Annotated in this window: 22 protein-coding genes; 11 read left to right on the top strand and 11 right to left on the bottom strand. The window is 66.8% G+C overall.

Annotation, left to right across the window (positions count from 1 at the left end; all coding sequences use genetic code 11):
* Nucleotides 1-168: 168 nt before the first annotated feature.
* Together QX051_RS11305 and petA are read right to left on the bottom strand one after the other, a co-directional pair.
* Entirely contained in the window at nt 169-2,241 is a 2,073-nt protein-coding gene (locus QX051_RS11305) for a cytochrome c1 (RefSeq protein WP_315776147.1), read from the bottom strand.
* 60 nt (nt 2,242-2,301) lie between these two features.
* Nucleotides 2,302-2,832: a ubiquinol-cytochrome c reductase iron-sulfur subunit gene (gene petA, locus QX051_RS11300; RefSeq protein ID WP_315738712.1), complete on the bottom strand. Its 531-nt coding sequence runs from the start codon at nt 2,830-2,832 to the stop codon at nt 2,302-2,304.
* A gap of 279 nt (nt 2,833-3,111) precedes the next feature.
* Here petA and QX051_RS11295 point away from each other — a divergent pair, with 279 nt between their 5' ends.
* The 5 genes from QX051_RS11295 to QX051_RS11275 all read left to right on the top strand — a co-directional run bounded on the left by QX051_RS11295 (nt 3,112) and on the right by QX051_RS11275 (nt 6,348).
* Nucleotides 3,112-3,597 carry a tRNA (cytidine(34)-2'-O)-methyltransferase gene (locus tag QX051_RS11295; protein WP_315738345.1) on the top strand — a complete coding sequence of 162 codons (486 nt, stop codon included), beginning with the start codon at nt 3,112-3,114 and terminating at the stop codon, nt 3,595-3,597.
* The gene (queE, locus tag QX051_RS11290; protein ID WP_315738346.1) at nt 3,594-4,223 is read left to right on the top strand and encodes a 7-carboxy-7-deazaguanine synthase; all 630 of its coding nucleotides are present in this window, start codon (nt 3,594-3,596) and stop codon (nt 4,221-4,223) included. The genes QX051_RS11295 and queE overlap by 4 nt, the downstream gene beginning before the upstream one ends.
* Nucleotides 4,224-4,240: 17 nt before the next feature.
* Entirely contained in the window at nt 4,241-4,609 is a 369-nt protein-coding gene (locus QX051_RS11285) for a 6-carboxytetrahydropterin synthase (protein ID WP_315738713.1), read from the top strand.
* 93 nt (nt 4,610-4,702) lie between these two features.
* Nucleotides 4,703-5,590: an oxygen-dependent coproporphyrinogen oxidase gene (gene hemF, locus QX051_RS11280; protein ID WP_315776146.1), complete on the top strand. Its 888-nt coding sequence runs from the start codon at nt 4,703-4,705 to the stop codon at nt 5,588-5,590.
* Nucleotides 5,591-5,622: 32 nt separating this feature from the next.
* The gene (locus QX051_RS11275; RefSeq protein ID WP_315776262.1) at nt 5,623-6,348 is read left to right on the top strand and encodes an HAD family hydrolase; all 726 of its coding nucleotides are present in this window, start codon (nt 5,623-5,625) and stop codon (nt 6,346-6,348) included.
* 60 nt (nt 6,349-6,408) lie between these two features.
* Here QX051_RS11275 and QX051_RS11270 read toward each other — a convergent pair whose 3' ends face one another.
* Genes QX051_RS11270 through QX051_RS11255 form a run of 4 tightly spaced genes read right to left on the bottom strand, consistent with a single transcriptional unit; the run spans nt 6,409 to nt 10,141 of the window.
* The gene (locus tag QX051_RS11270) at nt 6,409-7,182 is read right to left on the bottom strand and encodes an ABC transporter permease (RefSeq protein WP_315738348.1); all 774 of its coding nucleotides are present in this window, start codon (nt 7,180-7,182) and stop codon (nt 6,409-6,411) included.
* Nucleotides 7,166-7,996, bottom strand: a complete 831-nt coding sequence (locus QX051_RS11265; RefSeq protein WP_315776145.1) for an ABC transporter ATP-binding protein — start codon at nt 7,994-7,996, stop codon at nt 7,166-7,168. Before QX051_RS11265 ends, QX051_RS11270 begins: the two co-directional genes overlap by 17 nt.
* A 14-nt stretch (nt 7,997-8,010) precedes the next feature.
* A complete protein-coding gene (locus QX051_RS11260) occupies nt 8,011-9,009 on the bottom strand; it encodes an ABC transporter substrate-binding protein (protein WP_315776144.1) in 999 nt (332 codons plus the stop codon).
* Between the two features lie 52 nt (nt 9,010-9,061).
* Nucleotides 9,062-10,141: a 4-oxalomesaconate tautomerase gene (locus QX051_RS11255; RefSeq protein ID WP_315776143.1), complete on the bottom strand. Its 1,080-nt coding sequence runs from the start codon at nt 10,139-10,141 to the stop codon at nt 9,062-9,064.
* A 103-nt stretch (nt 10,142-10,244) separates the two neighbouring features.
* Between QX051_RS11255 and QX051_RS11250 the strand changes: the two genes are divergently transcribed.
* Complete coding sequence (locus QX051_RS11250; protein WP_315738715.1) at nt 10,245-11,144, top strand: LysR family transcriptional regulator; 900 nt, start codon at nt 10,245-10,247, stop codon at nt 11,142-11,144.
* Nucleotides 11,145-11,182: 38 nt separating this feature from the next.
* Here QX051_RS11250 and QX051_RS11245 read toward each other — a convergent pair whose 3' ends face one another.
* Genes QX051_RS11245 through QX051_RS11225 form a run of 5 tightly spaced genes read right to left on the bottom strand, consistent with a single transcriptional unit; the run spans nt 11,183 to nt 14,733 of the window.
* On the bottom strand, nt 11,183-11,959 hold the full coding sequence (locus QX051_RS11245; RefSeq protein WP_315776142.1) for a TSUP family transporter: 777 nt from the start codon (nt 11,957-11,959) through the stop codon (nt 11,183-11,185).
* A complete protein-coding gene (locus QX051_RS11240) occupies nt 11,956-13,206 on the bottom strand; it encodes a CCA tRNA nucleotidyltransferase (protein ID WP_315776141.1) in 1,251 nt (416 codons plus the stop codon). The genes QX051_RS11245 and QX051_RS11240 overlap by 4 nt, the downstream gene beginning before the upstream one ends.
* Nucleotides 13,203-13,466 carry a DUF6111 family protein gene (locus QX051_RS11235; RefSeq protein WP_315776140.1) on the bottom strand — a complete coding sequence of 88 codons (264 nt, stop codon included), beginning with the start codon at nt 13,464-13,466 and terminating at the stop codon, nt 13,203-13,205. Before QX051_RS11235 ends, QX051_RS11240 begins: the two co-directional genes overlap by 4 nt.
* A complete protein-coding gene (locus QX051_RS11230; protein ID WP_409997670.1) occupies nt 13,463-14,122 on the bottom strand; it encodes a CoA pyrophosphatase in 660 nt (219 codons plus the stop codon). The genes QX051_RS11235 and QX051_RS11230 overlap by 4 nt, the downstream gene beginning before the upstream one ends.
* 8 nt (nt 14,123-14,130) lie before the next feature.
* Nucleotides 14,131-14,733 (bottom strand): DUF1285 domain-containing protein, encoded by a 603-nt coding sequence (locus QX051_RS11225; protein ID WP_315776138.1) that lies wholly within the window; start codon nt 14,731-14,733, stop codon nt 14,131-14,133.
* 263 nt (nt 14,734-14,996) lie between these two features.
* Here QX051_RS11225 and QX051_RS11220 point away from each other — a divergent pair, with 263 nt between their 5' ends.
* The 5 genes from QX051_RS11220 (at nt 14,997) to QX051_RS11200 (ending at nt 22,538) form a co-directional block, all read left to right on the top strand.
* Entirely contained in the window at nt 14,997-15,995 is a 999-nt protein-coding gene (locus tag QX051_RS11220; protein ID WP_315738357.1) for a MoxR family ATPase, read from the top strand.
* Entirely contained in the window at nt 15,995-16,951 is a 957-nt protein-coding gene (locus tag QX051_RS11215) for a DUF58 domain-containing protein (RefSeq protein ID WP_315776137.1), read from the top strand. The genes QX051_RS11220 and QX051_RS11215 overlap by 1 nt, the downstream gene beginning before the upstream one ends.
* Complete coding sequence (locus tag QX051_RS11210; RefSeq protein ID WP_315776136.1) at nt 16,948-19,770, top strand: DUF4159 domain-containing protein; 2,823 nt, start codon at nt 16,948-16,950, stop codon at nt 19,768-19,770. The genes QX051_RS11215 and QX051_RS11210 overlap by 4 nt, the downstream gene beginning before the upstream one ends.
* 142 nt (nt 19,771-19,912) lie before the next feature.
* Nucleotides 19,913-21,976 carry a hypothetical protein gene (locus QX051_RS11205; protein ID WP_315738360.1) on the top strand — a complete coding sequence of 688 codons (2,064 nt, stop codon included), beginning with the start codon at nt 19,913-19,915 and terminating at the stop codon, nt 21,974-21,976.
* 190 nt (nt 21,977-22,166) lie between these two features.
* Nucleotides 22,167-22,538, top strand: a complete 372-nt coding sequence (locus QX051_RS11200) for a DUF2946 family protein (protein ID WP_315738361.1) — start codon at nt 22,167-22,169, stop codon at nt 22,536-22,538.
* The last annotated feature ends 74 nt before the right edge of the window (nt 22,539-22,612 follow it).

Genomic DNA, 22,612 nt, shown 5'->3' with positions numbered 1-22,612 from the left:
AGCAGCCGCCGATTTCGAGCACGGCGGCGCCTGCGAAGGCCAACGATGAAGTCATGCGTCCCCTCCTCTGCCGTGCCTCGCCAATGGCGCGACGGCCAGACCGGCCAAAAGCAAAAAAGCCCCCGAAGGGGCTTTTTCAATCTCATGCCGTGATGGCCCGCACACCGCTCAATGCGCGGCGGCCCAGACCCGCTTCTTGGTGAAGTACATCAGGCCGGCGAAGATGATCAGGAAGATGAACACCTGGTAGCCGAGGCGCTTGCGCGCTTCCATGTGCGGCTCGGCGGTCCACATCAGGAAGGTCGCGACGTCGTGGGCATACTGCTTCACGGTGGCCGGCGAGCCGTCGTCGAACGTCACCTGGCCGTCGGACAGCGGCGGCGGCATCTTGATCGCATGCCCGGGGAAGTACTTGTTGTAGTACGAGCCCTCCGGGATGGTGACGCCGTGCGGCGGGGTTTCTTCATAGCCCTGCAGCAGCGCGTTGATGTAGTTCGGGCCCTGCTCCTGGAACTGGGTGAAGAAGTCGATCAGGAACCAGGGGAAGCCGCGCTTGTATGAGCGCGCCTTGGCCATCAGCGACAGGTCCGGCGGGGCCGCACCGCCATTGGCGGCCCGTGCGGCCTGTTCGTTCGGGAACGGCGACGGGAAGTAGTCGGCCGGCCGGCCCGGACGCTCGAACATGTCGCCAGCGTCGTTGGGACCGTCCTTGATCTTGTACTCGGCCGCGAAGGCGGCGGCCTGCGCCGCCGAGTAGCCGGGGCCACCGGGCTCGGCGAGGTTGCGGAACGCCACGTATTGCAGCGAATGGCAGTTCGAGCAGACTTCCTTGTAGACCTTGAGGCCGCGCTGCACGGCGCCGCGATCGAAGGTACCGAACGGACCGGCGAACGACCAGCTCGCCGACGGCGGGTTCTCCTGGCCTTCGCTGGCACGGGCGTCGCCCATGCTGCCGGCGAGCAGCGACACCGCGGCGGCCAGCGCGATCACGGTCGAGACCATCGGCGCCGCCTTGCGGCCGGACTTGGCCAGCACGTCGTCAGCGATCGAGTTCGGCAGCGGGCGCGGCCGCTCGATGCGCGCGAGCAGCGGCAGCACGATCAGGAAGTAGGCGAAATACAGCACCGTCAGGATGCGGCCGAGCACGACATAGACGCCCTCCGGCGGCTGCGCGCCGAGATAGCCAAGGCCGATGCAGACGACGACGAAGATCCAGAAGAACTGCTTGCCGAGCGGACGGTACTTGTTGGAGCGGGTCTTGGCCGAGTCGAGCCAGGGCAGGAACACCAGCACGATGATCGCCGCGAACATCGCCACGACGCCGGCGAGCTTGTTCGGGATCGAGCGCAGGATGGCGTAGAACGGCAGGTAGTACCATTCGGGCACGATGTGCGCCGGCGTCACCGCCGGGTTGGCCGGGATGTAGTTGTCGGCCTCGCCGAGATAGTTCGGCATGTAGAAGATGAACCAGGAATAGAAGATCAGGAAGCAGGTGGCGCCGAAGAAGTCCTTGATGGTGGCGTAGGGCGTGAACGGCACCATGTCCTTCTCGGTCTTCGGCTCGACGCCGGCCGGGTTGTTCTGGCCGGCGACGTGCAGCGCCCAGACGTGCAGCACGACCACGCCGGCGATCAGGAACGGCAGCAGGTAGTGAAGCGCGAAGAAGCGGTTCAGGGTCGGGTTGCCGACCGAATAGCCGCCCCACAGCAGCGTCACGATGCTCTCGCCGAAATACGGCACGGCCGAGAACAAATTGGTGATGACGGTGGCGCCCCAGAAGCTCATCTGGCCCCACGGCAGCACATAGCCCATGAAGCCCGTCGCCATCATCAAGAGATAGATGATGACGCCGAGGATCCAGAGCACCTCGCGCGGCGCCTTGTATGACCCGTAATAGAGGCCGCGGAACATGTGGATGTAGACGGCGAGGAAGAACATCGACGCGCCGCAGGCATGCATGTTGCGCAGCAGCCAACCGTAGTTCACGTCGCGCACGATCAGCTCGACCGACTTGAAGGCCAGGTCGGCATGCGGCGTGTAGTGCATCGCCAGGATGACGCCGGTGACGATCTGGACACCCAGCATCATCGAGAGGATGGCGCCGAACGTCCACCAATAGTTCAGGTTCCGCGGCGTCGGATAGGCAACGAAGGACGAGTGGACCAGGCCGATGATCGGAAGTCTTTGCTCGAGCCACTTCAAGGCGGGGTGGCTCGGCTGGTAGTCAGAAGGTCCACTCATGATGCGTTCCTGAAGAAATTATCTTGCACGATCGAGCGTGAGCTGAAGACGAACGTCCGCTCAGCCGATCTGGATCTTGGTGTCGGAAACGAACTGATAGGGCGGGACGGGAAGGTTGAGCGGCGCCGGCCCCTGGCGCACGCGGCCGGAAGCATCGTACTGGGAGCCGTGGCACGGGCAGAAGAAGCCGTCGTAGTTGCCTTCATGGGCGATCGGGATGCAGCCGAGATGGGTGCAGATGCCGATCACGACCAGCCACTGCTCGTGGCCGTCCTTGGTGCGGGACTGGTCGGTCGCCGGATCGATCAGGCTCGACACGGGAACCTTACGGACCTCCTCGACCTGCTTCTTGGTGCGGTGGGAGATGTAGATCGGCTTGCCGCGCCAGAACACCTTGATGTCCTGACCTTCGGCGACCGGAGAGAGGTCGACCTCGATCGGCGCGCCGGCCGCGATGGTCGAGGCATCGGGATTCATCTGGGAGATGAAGGGCCACAGGGCGGCCACACCACCGACCGCTGCGGTCGCGCCCGTGGCGACGAAAAGAAAATCCCGGCGTGTCGGATGATCCGCAGTAGACGCTGTCACGATTCCAACCCTTTCTTCGTTGCAGCCGGTGGAACCGCCCCGCTCGACGTCTTGGATCTCGGCGTTGGAGATCACGTGACCGGGAGATCCTGCCGGCGCCCGCGTCCCCCGCGGCGGCAGAAAACGGCTCGCTCCACCGCCCCTGGGGAACAAGCCGTCCAGAATCGTTCTATTGGCACCCTTGCGATACGAGCGCAAGCCCGCTATCGGCCCTGCAGCACGCCATGCACCAATTCCCGCGCAGGAAGCGGACTTTCCGCCTCAGTCTTAAGACCAATTCGCATGCAGATCGCGCTCTATCAACCCGACATTCCGCAGAACACCGGAACGATCCTGCGGCTGTGCGCCTGCCTCGGGCTCGCGGCCCACATCATCGAGCCGGCCGGCTTTCCGGTGTCGGACCGGCAGTTCCGCCGCGCCGGCATGGACTATCTGGACCAGTTGAATTGGCGGCGCCACGACTCATGGCACGCGTTCGAGGCCTGGCGGGCGGCGGCGGGCCATCGCCTGCTGCTGCTGACGACCAAGGCCGCGATCTGCTATCTCGACTTCAGCTACGGCGCGGACGACATCCTGCTGCTCGGGCGCGAGAGCGCCGGCGTGCCGGAGGCCGTGGCGGAGGTCGCCGATGCGCGGCTGCGGATTCCGCTGCAGCCCGGGCTGCGCTCGCTGAACGTGGCGATGGCGGCGGCGATGGCCGCCGGCGAGGCGCTGCGCCAAACCGGACAATTTGTCCAAATGCAATCTGCGCAAGGAGCCGAAGGGTGAGCTACGCGGTGAAGGAAATCTTCATGACCCTGCAGGGCGAAGGCGCCCAGGCGGGCCGCGCCGCGGTGTTCTGCCGCTTCGCCGGCTGCAACCTGTGGAGCGGACGCGAGGCCGACCGCGCAACCGCGACGTGCCGGTTCTGTGACACCGATTTCGTCGGCACCGACGGCACGCTCGGGGGCCGCTATGACAGCGCCGATCTCGCCGAGGCGATTGCCGGGCAATGGACAGGCGGTGCCGCCGACCGCTATACGATCCTCACCGGCGGCGAGCCGCTGCTGCAGGTCGATGCCGACCTGATCACGGCGCTCCACGCCCGCGGCTTCGCGGTCGGGATCGAGACCAACGGCACGCTCATTCCGCCCGACGGCATCGACTGGATCTGCGTCAGCCCGAAAGCGGGCACCGAGCTGAAGCTGCGGCAGGGCCATGAGCTGAAGCTGGTCTATCCGCAGGACGGCGCCGGGCCGGAGCGGTTCGAAGGCCTCGCCTTCGAGCGTTTCTCGCTGCAGCCGATGGACGGGCCCGACGCGGCCGCGAACACGGCGCGCGCGATTCAATACTGCCAGCATCATCCGCAATGGCGGCTCAGCCTGCAGACGCACAAGATGATCGGCATCAGATAGGGATTGTGACTGACACGATGTGGGAATTGACCAAGTCGTTCACCTTCGAGGCCGCGCATACGCTGCCGATTACGACGCTCGGCGAAGCCAGCCAGGAAATCCACGGCCATTCCTTCCGCGCCGAGGTGACGGTGCGCGGCGATGCGACCAATCCCGAGACCGGCATGGTGGTGGATTTCGGCGTGCTGACGCAGCGCTTGAGCGAGATCCAGGCCATGCTCGACCACAAGTTCCTGAACAAGATCGAGGCGATCGGGCTGCCGACGCTCGAGAACCTGTCGCGCTTCATCTATGAGCGCGTCCGCTCCATCGGCCATGTCACCAAGGTCAGCGTCCACCGCGACAGCTGCCGCGAGACCTGCACCTATTTTGGCCCGCAGGGCTGATCGCTTATGGTAGTAGCCAGGTGTAGCGACATGAGCGGTCCCACCCTCCCCTCCAGGGGAGGGTGAAAGAAACGCGCCCCGGGGAAAACTGCCATGACCACTGCCGCCATCGAGGATCGCAAGGCCCGCGCCCGCGCCTGGTTCGAGAGCCTGCGCGACCAGATCTGCGCGGCGTTCGAGCGGCTCGAGGACGAGGCGCCGGCCGCCCTCTATCCACGTCAGGCCAGCCGCTTCGTGCGCACGCCGTGGGAGCGCACCGATCATGCCGGCGGCCCGGGCGGCGGCGGCGTCATGAGCATGATGCACGGCCGGCTGTTCGAGAAAGTCGGCGTGCACTGCTCCACCGTGCATGGCGAGTTCGCGCCCGAATTCCGCAGCCAGATCCCGGGCGCCGCCGAGGATCCGCGGTTCTGGGCCTCGGGCATCTCGCTGATCGCGCATCTGTGGTCGCCGCACGTGCCGGCGGTGCACATGAACACCCGCTTCGTCGTGACCACCAAGGCCTGGTTCGGCGGCGGCGCCGACCTGACGCCGGTGCTCGACCGCCGCCGCACTCAGGAAGACCCGGATACGCTCGCCTTCCACGCCGCGATGAAGAGCGCCTGCGATGCGCATGCGGCGGTCGCGTCGTACGACAAGTACAAGCGCTGGTGCGACGAGTACTTCTACCTTCCCCATCGCAAGGAGCCGCGCGGCATCGGCGGCATCTTCTACGACCATCACGATTCCGGCGACTGGGAGGCCGATCTCGCCTTCACCCAGGATGTTGGCCGCGCCTTCCTGAAGGTCTATCCGGAGCTGGTCCGCCGTAATTTCAGCGCGCCTTGGACCGACGCGGACCGCGAGGAGCAGTTGATCCGGCGCGGCCGCTATGTCGAATTCAACCTGCTTTATGACCGTGGCACCACATTTGGGCTGAAAACCGGCGGCAATGTCGACTCGATCCTGTCCTCGATGCCGCCCGAAGTGAAATGGCCCTGAAACCTTCAGCCCCGCCGCCGCGTACCCAGGAGATGACCGCTCCCCTGCCCCGCGCCATGCTGATCGACATGGACGACACCATCCTGTCGGCCTATGGCCGGCCCGAGATCGCGTGGAACATCGTCGCCACCGAATTCGCCGACGAGCTGGCGCCGCATACCTCGCAGGAGGTGGCGGCCGCGATCCTCTCCTCGGCGCGCAGCTTCTGGTCGGTCGCCGGCGCCGAATGGCGGATGAAGCTGATCCAGGCCCGCCAGGAGGTGGTCAAGGGCGGCTTCGCGGCGTTGACCGCCGCAGGCCCGGCGCTGCCGATCGAGCTTGCGATCCGCATCGCCGACCGCTTCACCGCCTATCGCGACGAGCAGATGTTCATCTTTCCCGGCGCGCATGAGGCGATCGACGCATTCAAGGCGCGCGGCGTCCGGCTGGCGCTCGTGACCAACGGCGAGGCCGGCCAGCAGCGCGCCAAGATCGAGCGCTTCGCGCTGGCGCACCGCTTCGACCACATCCAGATCGAGGGCGAGCACGGCTTCGGCAAACCCGAGGAGCGCGCCTATTGGCACGCGATGGAGCGGCTCGGCGTCGGCCCCGAAGACACCTGGATGATCGGCGACAATCTCGAGTGGGAGATCGTGGCGCCACAGCGGCTCGGCATCTATTCGATCTGGATCGACGTCCATGGCGACGGCCTGCCGGAAGGCACCGACGTCAAGCCCGACCGCATCATCCGCTCGCTGACCGAGCTCGTGCCGGCCTGAAGCCTGGTGATCGATGCCAGAGCGCCGGCCCGTCAGGACCGGCGCTCTGTCGTATCCGGATCAGGCCGGACGCTCGGCGACGTTGGGGCGCCATTTGATCAGGCGGCTCTCCACGAGGTCGAGCAGCGCGTCGATGCACAGCACGAAGATCGCCAGGATGAAGATGCCGGCGAACACGCCGACCGCATCGAAATTGCCTTCGGCCTGCGCGATCAGATGGCCGAGCCCGGCGGACGAGCCGAGATATTCGCCGATGATGGCGCCGACCACCGCAAAGCCGACCGAGGTTCGCAGCGACGACAGGATCCAGCTCGCAGCCGCCGGGAAGTAGACGTGACGCAGCAGCTCCGAGCGCCGGGCGCCAAGGATGCGGGCATTCGCCAGCACCACCGGGTTGACCTCGCGCACGCCCTGCAGCGCGTTGAAGAAGGTGACGAAGAACACCAGGGTCACCGCAAGCGCCACCTTCGACCACAGGCCAAGGCCGAGCCATAGCACGAAGATCGGCGCCAGCACCACGCGCGGCACGGCGTTGAGCGCCTTGATGAAGGGATCGAGGATGCGCGCCGCGGAATGGTTGAGGCCGAGCCAGACGCCGGCGGTGACGCCGAGTCCGGTGCCGATGATGTAGCCGAGGATCGTCTCGGTCAGCGTCGTCGAGACATGCGCGTAGAAGCTCTGCGCCGACAGCCAGGCAAACACCTGCTTGAGCACCGCCAGCGGCGCCGGGAAGAAGAACGGATCGATGACGCCGTAGGTGACGCCGGCCTGCCAGCCGCCGACGATGACGATCAGCAGCGCGAGCTGGATGAGGCGTTCAGTCATGGCGGGCATAGCTTTTCTCCACTTCCCCGCGCAGCGAGGCCCAGATGTTGCGATAGAGATCGGTGAAGCGCGGATCGAGCTTGATCTCGGCCACGTCGCGCGGCCGCTCCAGGTCGACCGGGAAGCTGTCGATGACCCGCGAGGCCGGTCCCGAGGCCAGAACGACGACGCGATCCCCCAGCGCGATGGCTTCCTCGAGATCGTGGGTGATCATGACCACCGCGCGCTTCTCCTCCTGCCACAGCCGCAGCAGCTCGTTCTGCATCAGATGGCGGGTGTGGATGTCGAGCGCCGAGAACGGCTCGTCCATCAGGATGACCTTCGGTCCGTGGATGAGCGCCTGGGCCATCTGCACGCGCTTGCGCTGGCCGCCGGAGAGCTGGTGCGGATAGCGGTGCTCGAAGCCCCTCAGCCCGACCTTGACGAGCCAGGCCATTGCGCGCTCATGGCGCTCACGGGCCGACACGCCGCGGAACAGCGGGCCGAGCTCGACATTCTCGATCGCGGTCTTCCACGGCAGCAAGGCATCCTGCTGGAACAGATAGCCGATGTTGCCCTGGACGCCGCGCACCGGCTGGCCATCGATGGCGATGCTGCCTACGCTCGGCTTCAAGAGGCCCGCGATCGCGTTGAGGATGGTGCTCTTGCCGCAGCCGGTCGGACCGGCAATGGCGAGAAACTCGCCATCGGCGACCGTGAGGTTCACGTCCCTGACGGCGGTGTAGTTGCCGAAGGACATGGTGACCTGATTGATCTCCACCATGTTCCTGGCGCTGCGGGACTGGACCATCGGGTCCAGGTCCTTGACGACGGCGAGTGCCATTGTTTCCCCCCCGATCAGTTCGAGACGCTCTGCGCCTTCACGGCGAAGGCGTTGGTGTAGGTCTTGGCGAGGTCGATCGACGTCGCATCCACCTTGTCGTTGAAGCTCTTGAGGACGAGCAGCGGCGTCTGCACGTCGGTCTCGTCGAACTGACCATCCCTGGAGAAGATCGCCTTGGCCTTCTCGACCGCTTTCGTATAGGTCTGCTTCTCGCCGGAGATGAAATCGTTCGGCAGCACTGCGACGATCTCCTCGGCATTGTGCGTGGCGATCCAGCGCAGCGCCTTGACCGTGGCGTTGGTGATCTTCTGGACCGTGCCCGGGTTCTTGGCGATGTACTGCTGGGTCGCGTAGAGCACGGAGGTCGGATAGATGCCGCCATAGACCTGCTTGGCGCCCTCGTCGCTTCGCGCATCGATCAGGATCTTGCCGATCCCCTTCTGCTCGACATAGGTCGCGGCCGGATCGTAGTTCACCAGCAGATCGATCTTGCCCTGCTCCAGCGCGGCCACGGCAGCGGCCCCTGATCCGACGCCGATCAGATACACGCTCTCGGCGGGGATCTTGTTCTGCTTGAGATAATAGCGGACGAAGAAGTCCGAGGATGAGCCGGGGGCGGTGATGCCGATCTTGGCGCCCTTGATGGTCTCCGGCCTGGCCGGGTCGAACGTCGCAGCCTTGCCACCGGCCAGCACCAGACCGGAATTGCGCGACAGCAGCACGAAGCCGACGACCGACTTGTTCTGCGACTGCATCTGGATGGTGTGGTCGTAGAAGCCGACGGCGACATCGGTCGATCCGGCGACCAGCGCCTGCAGCGTCTTGGAGCCGCCGGAGGCGAAATTCTCCACGGTGATGTCGAGCCCTTCCTTCTGGAACAGGCCAAGGCCCACCGCGACCGGAAACGGCAGGTTGTTCAGATTGTACGAGCCGACGCTGATGCGCACGGGCTCGGCGGCGGCCGAGCTGCAGATTGCGACAGCCGCAGTGATGGCGAGCATGAGACGACGCATGTGACTTCCTCCCTTGTTATCGATGTCGATTGAGTCCGGACGCCGCGTGCGCTCAGGCGGCGTGTACCATCCGTGTCGTGGGCTTTGCGAACACGCAGCCTTCGAACAGCCTGCGGGCGGTCCGCAAAATCCCAGCCACGATCCGGCCATCGCGCTCCTGCAGCTTGACGTCGATATGGCCCATCGGGTGCTCGATGCCGATCACCGCAGGCGCGACCTGCAGCCCAGCGAGACGCGCACTCACCGTGTCCGCCACGATCAGCGAGGTGGCGATGCCGACGGCGCCGGTGGTGGCAAGCGACGGGTGGCAATCGTGCGGCATGAAATAGCGGGCCGACACGTGGCCGCCATGCACCGCGGGGGCGAGCAGCACCGGCTTGGGAATGACACGGTCGCGGACGTCGCCGAGTCCCATGCGCCCGCCGGCCGCCACGCGCAGCCGCTCGAGCCGCTCCAGCAGCGCCGTGTTCGCACTCAACGCGGCGGCGCTCTCATAACCGGTCACGCCGAGATCCTCCGCACGCACGATCATCATCGGCATCGCGCAGTCGATCAGCGTGACGTCGACATCGTCGATCGTCTCATTGGCCTCGCCGGTCGGAAACATCTCGTCCATCCGGTTGGCCGCATCGAGAAAGGTGAGCGCAATCGGCGCCGCTCGCCCTGGGACGCCGTCGATCGACGCGTCGCCGAGATATGACACTTTGCCGTTGGGGGTCGGCACCTCGGCCTCGATCAACTGGCGCGTATTGACGTTGTGGATGCGGACCAGCGTCGCCGGACCTTTCGCCGGCACCAGCCCCGCCTCGATGGCAAAAGGTCCGACCGCGGCAAGCATGTTGCCGCAATTGGGCGAGGTATCGACCAGTTGCTGATCGATCCGCACCTGCGCGAACAGATAATCCACGTCGGCGCCGGGCACGCTGGCCGGCCCGACGATGGCGACCTTGCTCGTGACCGGATTGCCGCCGCCGATGCCGTCGATCTGCAGCGGATGACCGGAGCCCATGACCGAGAGCAGAATCTCATCTCGCCGGGCCGGATCGCTCGGCAGGTCCGACGCCAGGAAAAAGGGCCCCTTCGACGTTCCGCCTCGCATCAGGACGCACGGTATCGAGATCAGATCGTTCATGCCGGCCTCAGTTATGTCATTTTCGTATCAATCTACGTTACTGTTGCGTATACTGAGCTGAGATCGATCTTTGAAATGCAAAGAATTGCGGTATTGATGCATGATTAACATCAATTGTGAGATCCTAGACCTCCGGGCCTTCCTGAGCGTCTCCGATCTGGAGAGCTTTCATCGGGCCGCCGAGGCCCTGAACCTCTCGCAGCCGGCATTGAGCCGGCGCATCCAGAAGCTGGAGGGCGCGATCGGCGCGCCGCTCCTGGAGCGCACGACGCGTCACGTCGCGCTGACGGCGCTCGGCGCCGAGCTGGTGCCGCTCGTGCGGCGTATGATCGAGGAGTTCGACGGCTCGCTGTTTGCTGTGCGCGACAGCGGCCTCAATCGCGGAGGCCTCGTCACCATCGCCTGCCTGCCGACCGCAGCGTTCTACTTCCTGCCGTCGGTTATCCGCGAGTTCAACGATCAATATCCCAACATCCGCTTTCGCATTCTCGACCTGCCTGCCACCGATGGGCTGCAGGCCGTCGAGCGTGGCGAGGTCGAGTTCGGCATCAACCTGATGGGAGCATCGGACCCCGAGCTGATCTTCGACCGTCTGGTCGAGGATCCCTTCGTGCTCGCCGCGCGCAAGGATCACCCGCTCGCCGCGATGGCGACGGTCGGCTGGGGCGATCTCGAGCCCTACCCTCTGATCACCGTACACCGGTCCAGCGGCAACCGGACCCTGCTCGATGCCGCGCTCGCCAAATCAGCGATCAAGCTGCGCTGGTTCTATGAGGTGACGCATCTCTCCACGTCGCTTGGACTCGTCGAGGCCGGGCTTGGCATCTCGGTTCTTCCGAAGATGGCGACACCGCAGAGCGATCATCCCTTCCTCGTCACGCGCCCCATCCTCAATCCCGAGATCTCTCGCACCATCGGCGTCGTGCGCCGCAGAACCGGCACGATGTCGCCTGCGGCGGAGCGTTTCCTGAAGATGCTGATCGGCCGCTGGGGGCGGACGTAGAGGCCGAGCAGCACAGCAGGTAGCCTGACGCCGAAGGGCTATCCCGCCGGCAGCAGGTGCCGCAGCGCCGACGCGATCATCACGCCGCCGCCGGTGATCACGGCGGCGTCGAGGATGGCGGCGTGGATGTGCACCGGCATGCGGGCGACGAAGGCCTTGGCGAGGAACGCGCCCGGCACCGCGACCGCGCCGATCAGGAGCGCGAAGGCCAGCACCTGCGCCGTGACCACGCCGGCCAAACCAAACACCGAGATCTTGATGACGCCCGTCGCCACCGAGATCATCGCGTCGGTGGCGATGACCGCGGCGCCTTCCAGGCCCGCCGCCATCAGCAGCGACAGCAGGATCACGCCGGAGCCGGAGGTGCCGCCGACCAGCACGCCATAACCGACTGCTCCGGCGGCAAGCCCGCCATTGCCGATCCTGACCTCGCGCTTGCGCAGGATCCGCCGCAGCGGGACGCTCATGATCAGCATGGTGCCGATCACGAACGCCGCGCCGGCATTGGTCAGTCGCGTGTAGCCGTAGGCACCGAGCGCGGTCGTGAGCGCCGCCGCGGCGATGACGATGCCGGCCCGGGTGCGATCGGCATGCTGGAGGTAGGCGGCGACGCGGCTGAGGTTGGTGAGGATCGCCGAGATCGCGATGATCGGCACGACGGGTTCGGCGCCGACCATCGGCACCAGCACGAGCGGCATGAGAGCGCCGGTGCCGTAGCCGGCGAGACCACCGATGATGGAAGCAAAGAGAGCGACGGAAGCGACGAGCAGGAGTTGCAGGAGCGAGATGTCGGCAAAGCCTGCCAGAAAATTCATGAACGTCCGTCGCGGTTGACACGCGCCGCCGCCTGATCGGCGATCGCGTTCAGCGATGCCTCGTCGAGCGGAAAGTCCGCAGCTAACCAGGCATCCTCTGCGAGGGTGAGCACATGACCGAGAAGCGGTCCCTCCGCAACCCCGCGCGCGATGAAATCGGCCGCCTTCAACGGCAATTTCGGCGGCGTGAAGCGCTGCGGCAACAGCGCACGCTCGCGCCAGCGCCGGTCGTCGCGATCGCGCGCCCGCGCCCAGCCGAGCATCAGGCGGTCGCGATAGACGGTCTCGCCGAGACGATACAGCAGACGCCGGACTCGCGCCTCGTCGGCGGATGCGAACCGCCACCAGCGATGGCCCATGCCGTCCAGCGCCTTGGTCTCGGCATTGGAGAGCTTCAGTCTGACGCCGAGACGGCGCGCATCCTCGGTCACGGCGACCGCGAGCGCCGCGAGACGGCGGACCGCGCTCGGCGAAAGCCCCAGTTCGCGCTCGATGCCGATCATCGCGGCGAACGGACCGAGATAGGCGACGCCGCCGAGGATCGCCGTCAGCAACCCGCCATCCGCCATCGCCGTGATCGCGCCGACCGCGCCGTCGGTGACGAGCAGTTTCAGCATCTCCATGCGCACTCGCTCGGCGGACAATGCGGCGAGGCCGGCGCGGCCGGCGATGCAGGCCAGATAGCCCTCGCGGTCGGGGACGCCGTGGCCGAATGCCGAATGGATGCGGAAGAAGCGCAGGATGCGCAGATAATCCTCGGCGATGCGCTGGGCGGGATCGCCGATGAAGCGCACGCGGCGTTGGGCGATGTCGGCGAGACCACCGACGTGATCATGCACCACGCCGTCCGGCCCGACGGACAGCGCATTGATGGTGAAGTCGCGCCGGTGCGCGTCGCCGACCCAGTCGCGGCCGAACTCGACCTTGGCCTTGCGGCCGAAGGTCTCGGTGTCCTCGCGCAGGGTCGTGACCTCGAATGGATGCCCCTCGAGCACGAGGGTCACGGTGCCATGGTCGATGCCGGTCGGCACGCTCTTGATCGACGCCGCCTTGGCGCGCCGGAGCACCTCCGCCGGCAGCGCCGTGGTCGCGATGTCGATGTCGCCGATGGCGATGCCGAGCAGCGCATTGCGCACGGCGCCGCCGACCACCCGCGCCTCCTCGCCGTCGCAATTGAGCAGCGCGAGCACGCGCGCGGCGGGACCGGACGAGAGCCAGGGCGCATGCAGCACCCGCGCGCCGATCATTTCTCGACCCCTGGAACGAGCCTGCCGTTCTCGACATGAGCGGGGATATAGGTCGAACGCGGCGGCGCGCCGGAGAACTCGGCGAGCAGGACCAGACTTGCAATCACCAACACCAGCGCCGCCACCGTCAATTTTGTGATCAGATGAAAGGGCCAGTTGACAGGCACCAACAGCCCCGATTTGGTCGCGAGCAAGAACAACACATAAACCGCAAAAGGAATGAGGAAAATTCCGATTTCCGTCAACACGCCACGGATCATGGCTGACAGACCCGCTCGTACAAAACCCGAAGGATACCCGCTGTAGCGCCCCATATGTAGCGCTCGGCGAACGGCATCGCGTAATACAAACGCTCCATGCCGCGAAACTCCTTGGAATGCAGCTGATGATTGGCGGGGTCCATCAGGAAGGCCAGCGGCACCTCGAAGGCGTCGTCGACCTCGCCCTCGTTGATCTTGAGCGTGAATCCGGGCCGCACCCGCGCCACCGTGGGCAGGATGCGGAAGCCGAAGGCGGTGCCATAGACGTCGAGATAGCCGATCGGGTCGACGAAGCTGCGGTCGAGCCCGACCTCCTCTTCGGCCTCGCGCAGGGCGGCATCGAGCGGCGAGGCATCGGTGACGTCGATCTTGCCGCCGGGAAAGGCGATCTGCCCGGCATGGCTCGAGAGGTTCGGCGAGCGCTGGGTCAAAAGGACCGTCGGCTCGGGATGGTCGACCACCGGGATCAGCACCGCCGCGGGGCGGATGGGCTGCTCGCGGGAGATGATCTCGAGCATGCGGTCGGTGCCGGAATCTCCGCTGGCCGGAATGACATCCGGATCGAGCAGGGCCTGCGGAACGTCGAAGCGCAACCGCGCGCGGCCCCGCGCGAAGAAATCGGCTGAACTGAGCCCAGCGGTCCCGTTCCTCACCATGGGCTGGTTCAAAGCGCCGCCCTCACCTGTTCTGCATCGGCCATGGGGAAGAACGCGCCGCCCGACCCCACGCCGAACATGACACGCCCATCGATCATCCGCTCCTCACCCATGTCAACAAGCTCGTAGTACAGCGCCCGCGTCACCTTGGCCCAGAGATCGGCTCGCACATGCAGATAGGGCGTCAGGCCGCCGCTCTCGCCGGGCTCGAAGCGCAGCCGGTGCTCGGCATCGCACGCAACCCAGTCGTCGACATTGGTGCGGAAATGCAGCAGCGGCCCGCGCGCATCGCTCTCCGTCCGCATTTCTACGGCCGTGAAGGGGGCATCATCGACGCGGATGCCGACCTTCTCCACCGGCGTGACCAGGAAATAGCGATCACCCTCGCGCTTGAGGATCGTCGAGAACAGCCGCACCAGCGCAGGCCGCCCGATTGGCGTGCCCATGTAGTACCAGCTACCATCACCGGCGATTCGCATGTCGAGATCGCCGCAGAATGGCGGATTCCACAAATGCACCGGCGGCAGTCCCTTTGTGGATGTGCCAGCCTGCGTTGCCGCCGACGTCAGCCGATCGAGTCCGTTGTCGGTGGTCTGCCCTTGCTTCGCCATGGTTTGCCTTGAGTTTGCGTCCACCTTGGCACGATTGGTGCAAGATTCCATCGCCGTCGTCTGTGCAAAAGTTCCTGGCGGCCCTGCAGGTCATGTAAGGTCGCCATAACGTGATGCCGTCAATACCCCGTAATGCCGATAATATGGGGATAGTTTAACTCAACGAATACAGCGCCTTCGCATAGGTTGGCATCCGTGTCCCGGCAAACTGGAGCGGAACGTCCGTCCGAAAGTTCAAGATGCGGGGCAGAAGGAGCGCGGGAATGGCTGAGAGTGCCGAGAAGCTCGAGGATGCGATCGTCCGGTCGGCCGAACAGGTCTCCGGCCAGATCCGAGCGGCAAAGGATGCGATCTCCAGCGTCATCTTCGGCCAGGACCGCGTGGTGGAAAACACGCTGGTGACCATCCTGTCCGGTGGCCACGCGCTGCTGATCGGCGTCCCCGGCCTCGCCAAGACCAAGCTGGTCGAGACCTTGGGCGTGACGCTCGGCCTCGATGCCAAGCGCATCCAGTTCACGCCGGACCTGATGCCGTCGGATATTCTCGGCGCCGAGGTGCTCGACGAGAGCGCCGGCGGCAAGCGCTCGTTCCGCTTCATCGCCGGCCCGGTGTTCGCGCAACTGCTGATGGCGGATGAGATCAACCGCGCCAGCCCGCGCACGCAGTCGGCATTGCTGCAAGCCATGCAGGAGCAGCACATCACCGTCGCAGGCGCCCGCCACGACCTGCCGAAGCCCTTCCACGTGCTCGCGACCCAGAATCCGCTGGAGCAGGAAGGAACCTATCCGCTTCCCGAGGCCCAGCTCGACCGCTTCCTGATGGAGATCGACGTCGACTATCCCGATCGCGACGCCGAGCGCCGCATCCTGTTCGAGACCACCGGTGCCGAAGAGAGCGGCGCCAAGGCCGCGATGACCGCAGACGCGCTGATCGCTGCGCAGCGGCTGGTGCGCCGGCTGCCGGTCGGCGATTCCGTGGTCGAGGCGATCCTGTCGCTGGTGCGGTCCGCCCGCCCCGGCCCGGAGGCCGGCGACGCCGGCAAGCTGATCGCCTGGGGCCCGGGTCCGCGCGCCAGTCAATCATTGATGCTCGCGGTGCGCGCCCGCGCGTTGCTCGACGGCCGCCTCGCTCCCTCGATCGACGACGTGCTCGATCTCGCCGAGCCCGTGCTCAAGCACCGCATGGCGCTCACCTTCCCGGCCCGCGCCGAGGGACGCACCATTCCGGACGTGATCCGGCAACTGAAGAGCCGGATTGGCTGATGGCCGCAGCGACAGGGCACGCCGACAAGGAGATTCTCGCAATCCGGCGTGCCGATGGCGAAAGCCGGACGCTGGCGTCGTCGCTGCCGCGGCTGGTGCTCGAAGCGCGCCAGATCGCCGCCAATGTGATCCATGGTCTGCATGGCCGTCGCCGCGCCGGCTCCGGCGAAAGCTTCTGGCAGTACCGCCGCTTCGTCTCCGGTGAGCCGTCGCAGCGCGTCGACTGGCGCCGCTCCGCGCGCGACGATCATCTCTACGTCCGTGAGCAGGAATGGGAGGCCGCGCACACGGTGTGGATCTGGCCGGACCGCTCGCCGTCGATGGCGTTCGCGTCGAAGGGCGCCCGCGACAGCAAGCTCGAGCGCGCCCTGATCGTGACCTTCGCCCTGGCCGAGTTGCTCGTGGCCGGCGGCGAACGCGTCGGCATTCCCGGCCTGATCAATCCGACCGGGAGCCGCAACGTGATCGACCGCATCGCGCAGGCGATGCTGCATGATGAGACGATCAGGCCGAGCCTGCCGCCCTCCTTCGTGCCGTCCGCGCTCGCCGAGATCGTCGTGCTGTCGGATTTCTGGTCACCGATCTCCGAGATCAGCACCATGCTCGCCGGCCTGTCCGCGTCGGGTGCGCACGGCACGATGGTCCAGGTGGTCGATCCCGCCGAGGAGACCTTCCCCTATTCCGGCCGCGTCGAGTTCGTCGAGCCGGAGGGCGGCGAGGTCATCACGGCCGGCCGCGCCGAGAGCTGGGCGCAGGACTACGTCGCCCGCGTGGCACTGCATCGCGACCAGATCCGCGCCGAGACCGGCAAGCTCGACTGGCTGTTCACCACCCACACCACCAGCCGCTCGGCCGCCGAGCTGCTGCTGTTCCTGCATGCCGGTATGACCACGGCCAAAGGTAGCGCGCGCGGCGGCGTCAAAGTGGGCGCTGGCCCCGGAGGGCTCGGCGCATGATGGGCCTACCGCTGTCGTTCGCCGAACCCTTGCTGCTGACCGGGCTCATCAGCCTGCCGGTGCTGTGGTGGCTGCTGCGGGTGATGCCGCCGCGGCCGCGCCGCATCGAGTTTCCGCCGACCCGGCTCTTGTTCGACATCACGCCCAAGGAAGAGACGCCGTCGCGCTCGCCCTGGTGGCTGACCCTGCTGCGGCTGATCGCGGCGGCGCTGGTGATCTTCGCCGCGGCCGGTCCGATCTGGAATCCGCGCACCGAGGCCGTCGGCAGCAAGGCGCCGCTTGTGCTTTTGCTCGACGACAGCTGGAGCGCGGCCGCAAGCTGGGACACGCGTATCAGGGCCGCCGACGAGATCATCGCCAATGCCGATGCCGACCGCCGCGGCGTCGCGCTGATGCCGCTGTCGGAGCCCGCACGCGACCTCACCTTGATGCCAGCCGGCGCGGCGCGCGTCGCGCTGCGCCAGATCGCGCCCAAGGCCTACACGACCGAGCGCGCCGATGCGCTGCCGCAGCTCGATCGCTTCCTGAAAGCGACGGGCGATGCCGAGATCATGTGGTTCTCCGACGGCGTCGATCCCGGCCGCGGCAGCGAGTTTGTCACCGGCCTTGCCAAGACCATCGGCGATCGCAGCCTGACGGTGTTCGAAGGCGGCACCCTGTCGCCGCTGGCGCTTGCGGGCGCCGAGAACGCCGCGGCCAAGATGACCGTGAAGGTGCTGCGCGCCGATCTCTCGGTTCCGGGCGGCATTGTGCGCGCGCTCGACGCCAAGGGCTCGCCGCTCGGCGAAGCGCAGTTCGGCTTCGCCGCCGGTGCGCACGACGCCGAGGCGAGCTTCGATCTTCCGGTCGAGCTGCGCAATGACATCACCCGGCTCGAGATCGCCGGCGAGCGCTCCGCAGGCGCCGTGCAACTGCTCGACAAGCGCTGGCGGCGGCGTGCGGTCGGCATCGTCTCCGGCGCCACCAGCGACACCGCGCAACCGCTGCTCGCGCCGACCTTCTATCTGACGCGCGCGCTGGCGCCGTTCGCCGATCTCCGCCTCGGTGATCGCGGCGCTCCGCAGCAGGTCATCACGCAGTTCCTCGACCAGAAGGTGCCGATGATCGTGATGGCCGACGTCGGCACGCTGTCGCCGGAGCTGCGCGACCGTCTCAACGGCTGGATCGAGAATGGCGGCGTGCTGGTGCGCTTCGCCGGCCCGCGCCTGGCGCAGGGCGACGACGATCTCGTGCCGGTCAAGCTGCGCCGCGGCGGCCGCACCCTGGGCGGCAGCCTGACCTGGGAGAAGCCGCAACACCTGGCCGCGTTCGCCGCCGACGGCCCGTTCGCCGGCATCACCGTCCCGAAGGACGTGACGGTCAATCGCCAGGTCCTCGCCGAGCCCGACGCCGTGCTGGCGACCAAGAGCTGGGCCTCGCTGGAGGACGGCACGCCGCTCGTCACCGGCGAGCATCGCGGCAAGGGCCTGATCGCGCTGTTCCATGTCAGCGCCGACATGCGCTGGTCCGATCTGCCGATGTCGGGCGCGATGGTCGAGATGCTCCGCCGCATCGTCGACATGTCCGGCTACACTTCGACGCCGGGCCCTGGTCCCGCGGGTGAGACCGCCAAGGCCACGCTGGCGCCGCTGCACATCCTCGACGGCTTCGGCGCCTTCGGACCGCCGCCTTCGACCGCCAAGCCGCTGCCGGCGGATTTCAACGACCGGGCTTCGCTGGATCATCCACCCGGATTCTATGGCCCAGCCGAGGGACCCACCGCAGTGAACACGCTCAGCCCCGCCGATCGCATTCTGCAGCTCGACACGTCGACGCTGCGCGCCAAGCGTGCCAGCTACACCACCGCCGAGCCGCGCGATCTCCGGGGCATCCTGCTGTCGACCGCACTGCTGCTGTTCCTGATCGACGCGGTCATCGTCGCCCTGCTCGGCGGCGTGCTGGCCTCGCTCGCGCGGTGGCGGCGTGCAGCGCCCGCGTCCATCGCGCTTGCGGTGCTTGCAACCGGCGCCCTGCTCGCGGTCGCGATGCCGACGGCCGCGCGCGCCGACGCCGCCAGCGACGATTTCGCCATGCGCGCGGTGTCGCAGACGCGGCTTGCCTATGTCGTGACCGGCAATGCCGACGTCGATTCCATCGTCAAGGCCGGCCTGACCGGACTGACCTTGTTCCTGGCCCAGCGCACGGCGCTCGAAGCCGGCGACCCCGTCGGCATCGATCCTGCGCATGACGAGCTCGCCTTCTTCCCGCTGATCTACTGGCCGATCGTGCCGGGCACGCCGAAGCCGCCGCAGGACGCGATCAACAAGATCGACGCCTACATGAAGCAGGGCGGCACGGTCATCTTCGACACCCGGGATGCGGTCGAGGCGCCGCCCGGCGACAACGGCGCGCAGCAGACCCCGGGCATGCAGTCGCTGCGCGAGATTCTCTCCTCGCTCGACGTGCCCGAGCTCGAGCCGGTGCCGCGCGAGCACGTGCTGACCAAGACGTTCTACCTGCTGCGCGACTTCCCCGGTCGCTTCACCGCAGGCCAGACCTGGGTCGAGGCGCTGCCGAAAGACGAGGACGAGGACAGCGCCTCGCGCCCGGCGCGCGGCGGCGACGGCGTCTCACCGATCATCATCACCTCCAACGACCTCGCCGGCGCCTGGGCCATCCGCCCCGACGGCCAGGCCATGCTGCCGATGGTTCCCGGCGAGCCGCGGCAGCGCGAATTCGCCTTCCGCGCCGGCGTCAACATCGTGATGTACACGCTGACCGGCAACTACAAGGCCGACCAGGTGCACGCGCCTGCGCTGATCGAACGGCTTGGGCAGTGATGACAATAGCCACGCGCAGCCGCGCCAAAACATCCGTCGTCACGCCCGGCCTTGAGCCGGGCATCCACGCTCCTGTTTTCCGAGGGAATGACGTGGATGGCCGGGACAAGCCCGGCCATGACGAAGCCAGCGAGTTTGCCTCATGAATTACGGCATCGCGTTCACGCCTCTCGTCCCGACGGTCGTGCTGTGGCTCGCGATCGGCGCGATCGTCGTCATCGCCGCGCTCCTGTTGCTCGGCCGCTCGCGCTCGGCCTGGATCCGCGTCACCGCGCTCGCCTTGATCGCGCTCGCGCTGGCCAATCCGCAGTTCACGCGCGAGGACCGCGAGCCGCTGAGCTCGGTCGCCGCCGTCGTCGTCGACAAGAGCCCGAGCCAGAATTTCGGTGACCGCAACAAGCAGACCCAAGCGGCCCAGGAGTCGCTGGTCGACAGCTTGAAGAAGATCAAGGGCCTCGAGGTCCGCGTCGTCGATGCCGGTCAGGCCGATGGCGAGACCGACGGCACGCATCTGTTCAGCGCGCTGACCTCGGCGCTGTCGGACGTCCCGGTCGATCGGGTCGCGGGCGCCTTCCTGATCACGGATGGACGCGTCCACGACATTCCCGGCAACGTCGCCGCGCTCGGCTTCCAGGCTCCGCTGCAGGCCCTGATCACGGGCCAGAAGGCCGAACGTGACCGCCGCGTCGCGATCACCGCCGCCCCTCGCTTCGGCATCGTCGGCCAGCCGCAGACGATCAGCTTCCGGCTCGACGACCAGGGCGTCAGCGGCGCCAGCGCCAAGGTCGTGATCCGGCGCGACGGCGAGGTCATCAGCGAGCGCACCTTGACCAGCGGCCAGGCCGCCAATGTCGACGTCGACATCAAGCACGAAGGCCAGAACATCGTCGAGATCGAGGCCTCGCCGCTCGACAACGAGCTGACCCTCGTCAACAACCGCGCCGTGGTCTCGATCGATGGCGTCCGCGACAAGCTGCGCGTGCTGCTGGTGTCGGGCGAGCCGCATTCGGGCGAACGCACCTGGCGCAACCTGTTGAAGTCGGACGCCAGCATCGATCTCGTCCACTTCACCATCCTGCGGCCGCCGGAGAAGCAGGACGGCACCCCGATCAACGAGCTGTCGCTGATCGCGTTTCCGACCCGCGAGCTGTTCCAGCAGAAGATCAACGAATTCCAATTGATCATCTTCGACCGCTACGCCCGGCAGGGCGTGTTGCCGATCGCCTATTTCGACAACATCGCGCGCTACGTCCGCAATGGCGGCGCGGTGCTGGTCTCGGCCGGGCCGGACTACGCCTCCAACACCAGCATCTGGCGCACACCGCTCGATTCGGTGCTGCCCGCCGAGCCGGTCGGCGTCACCGAGAAGCCCTTCTATGCGCATCTATCTGACGCCGGCAAACGCCATCCGGTTACGCGCGGCCTCGAGGGCTCGGGCTCCGAGCCGCCGCGCTGGAGCCGCTTCTTCCGCACCGTCGAGACGCGTAATGCGGTCAGTCCGCCGGTCATGACCGGCGCCGACGGCAAGCCGCTCCTGCTGCTGTCGCGCTTCGGCGCCGGCCGCGTCGCTCTGCTGCTGTCCGACCACATCTGGCTGTGGGCACGCGGCTACGAAGGCGGCGGACCGCATCTCGATCTGCTCAGGCGGATGTCGCACTGGCTGATGCAGCAGCCTGATCTCGACGAGGAAGCGCTGCGGCTGCAGATTCAAGGCAAGGATCTCGCCGTCATCCGCCAGACCATGGGCGACACCGTCCCGCCGGTGACCGTGACCTCGCCGTCCGGCACCACGCGCGAGCTCACTCTGAGCCAGGGCGATCCCGGCGAATGGCGCGCGACCCTGCCCGCCAACGAGCTCGGCCTGTGGCAGGCGACCGACGGCACGCTGAAGGCGCTGATCAATGTCGGCCCGACCAATCCGAAGGAATTCTCCGAGGTCACCTCGACCACCGAAACCCTGAAGCCGCTGGCACAGGCGACCGGCGGCGACGCCCGCCGCATCGCCGACGGATCCGGCATCGACTTGCCGCGCATCGTCCCGGTGAGGTCATCGACCTTGTTCAGCGGCGACGGCTGGATGGGCGTGCGGATGCGCGACGCCAGCGTGGTCAAGGGCGTCGGCGTGCTGCCGATGTTCGCCGGCGTGATCGGCCTGCTGCTGCTGCTCGGCGCACTCGCCGCAACCTGGGTGCGCGAGGGTCGTTAGCCTCGAAGGATACGAGCCCGCGCGACGTGGCGCGAAGGGCACAGCGACGGGGATTTCATCCGCCGTCGCAGTACACTGATTGACAGCTGTGAAGCCCCCCTGCGATGTTACAATGTAACAACGGCTGAGCCTCTCAGCCGAACGGGGTGGCCTATTCACATGAGCCAGATCACATGAGCCAGAGCTGGCGATGAGCTGGTTTCGCGCGAACATCAAAGATGTCTCGCGGCTCGCGCTGTTGGCGCTGGTGCTGCAATTCGCGCTCGCGTTCGGCCATGTTCATTGGCTCTCCACGCAGAGCCTGGACGGCAGTCGTATCACGACCGCACAGGCCCATACCGGCTCCTCTCCCGCAAGCCAGGACCCCGACCAGCAGCCCTCCGCTGATGGCTGCGCCATCTGCGCCGTCATGGCGATGGCGCAATCGATCCTGCTGTCACCGACGCCCGTTCTGACGCCTCCTGAAGCGGTGGCATTTCGTCTGCCCGATGCGATCACCGCCACTGTCGCGGCTGTTGTCGTCGACACCGCCTTCCAGCCGCGCGCTCCTCCCATCGCCTGATCTGAACCGCTCGAAACGCCGCCACGGTTGCGCTCACGCGCACGGCGGCCGCGTGCAGGAATGGGTCCGTCGCA

The sequence above is a fragment of the Bradyrhizobium sp. SZCCHNR1053 genome (assembly GCF_032381235.1).
Taxonomy (GTDB): Bacteria; Pseudomonadota; Alphaproteobacteria; order Rhizobiales; family Xanthobacteraceae; genus Bradyrhizobium.
This window is presented reverse-complemented; position numbering and strand designations above follow the sequence as displayed.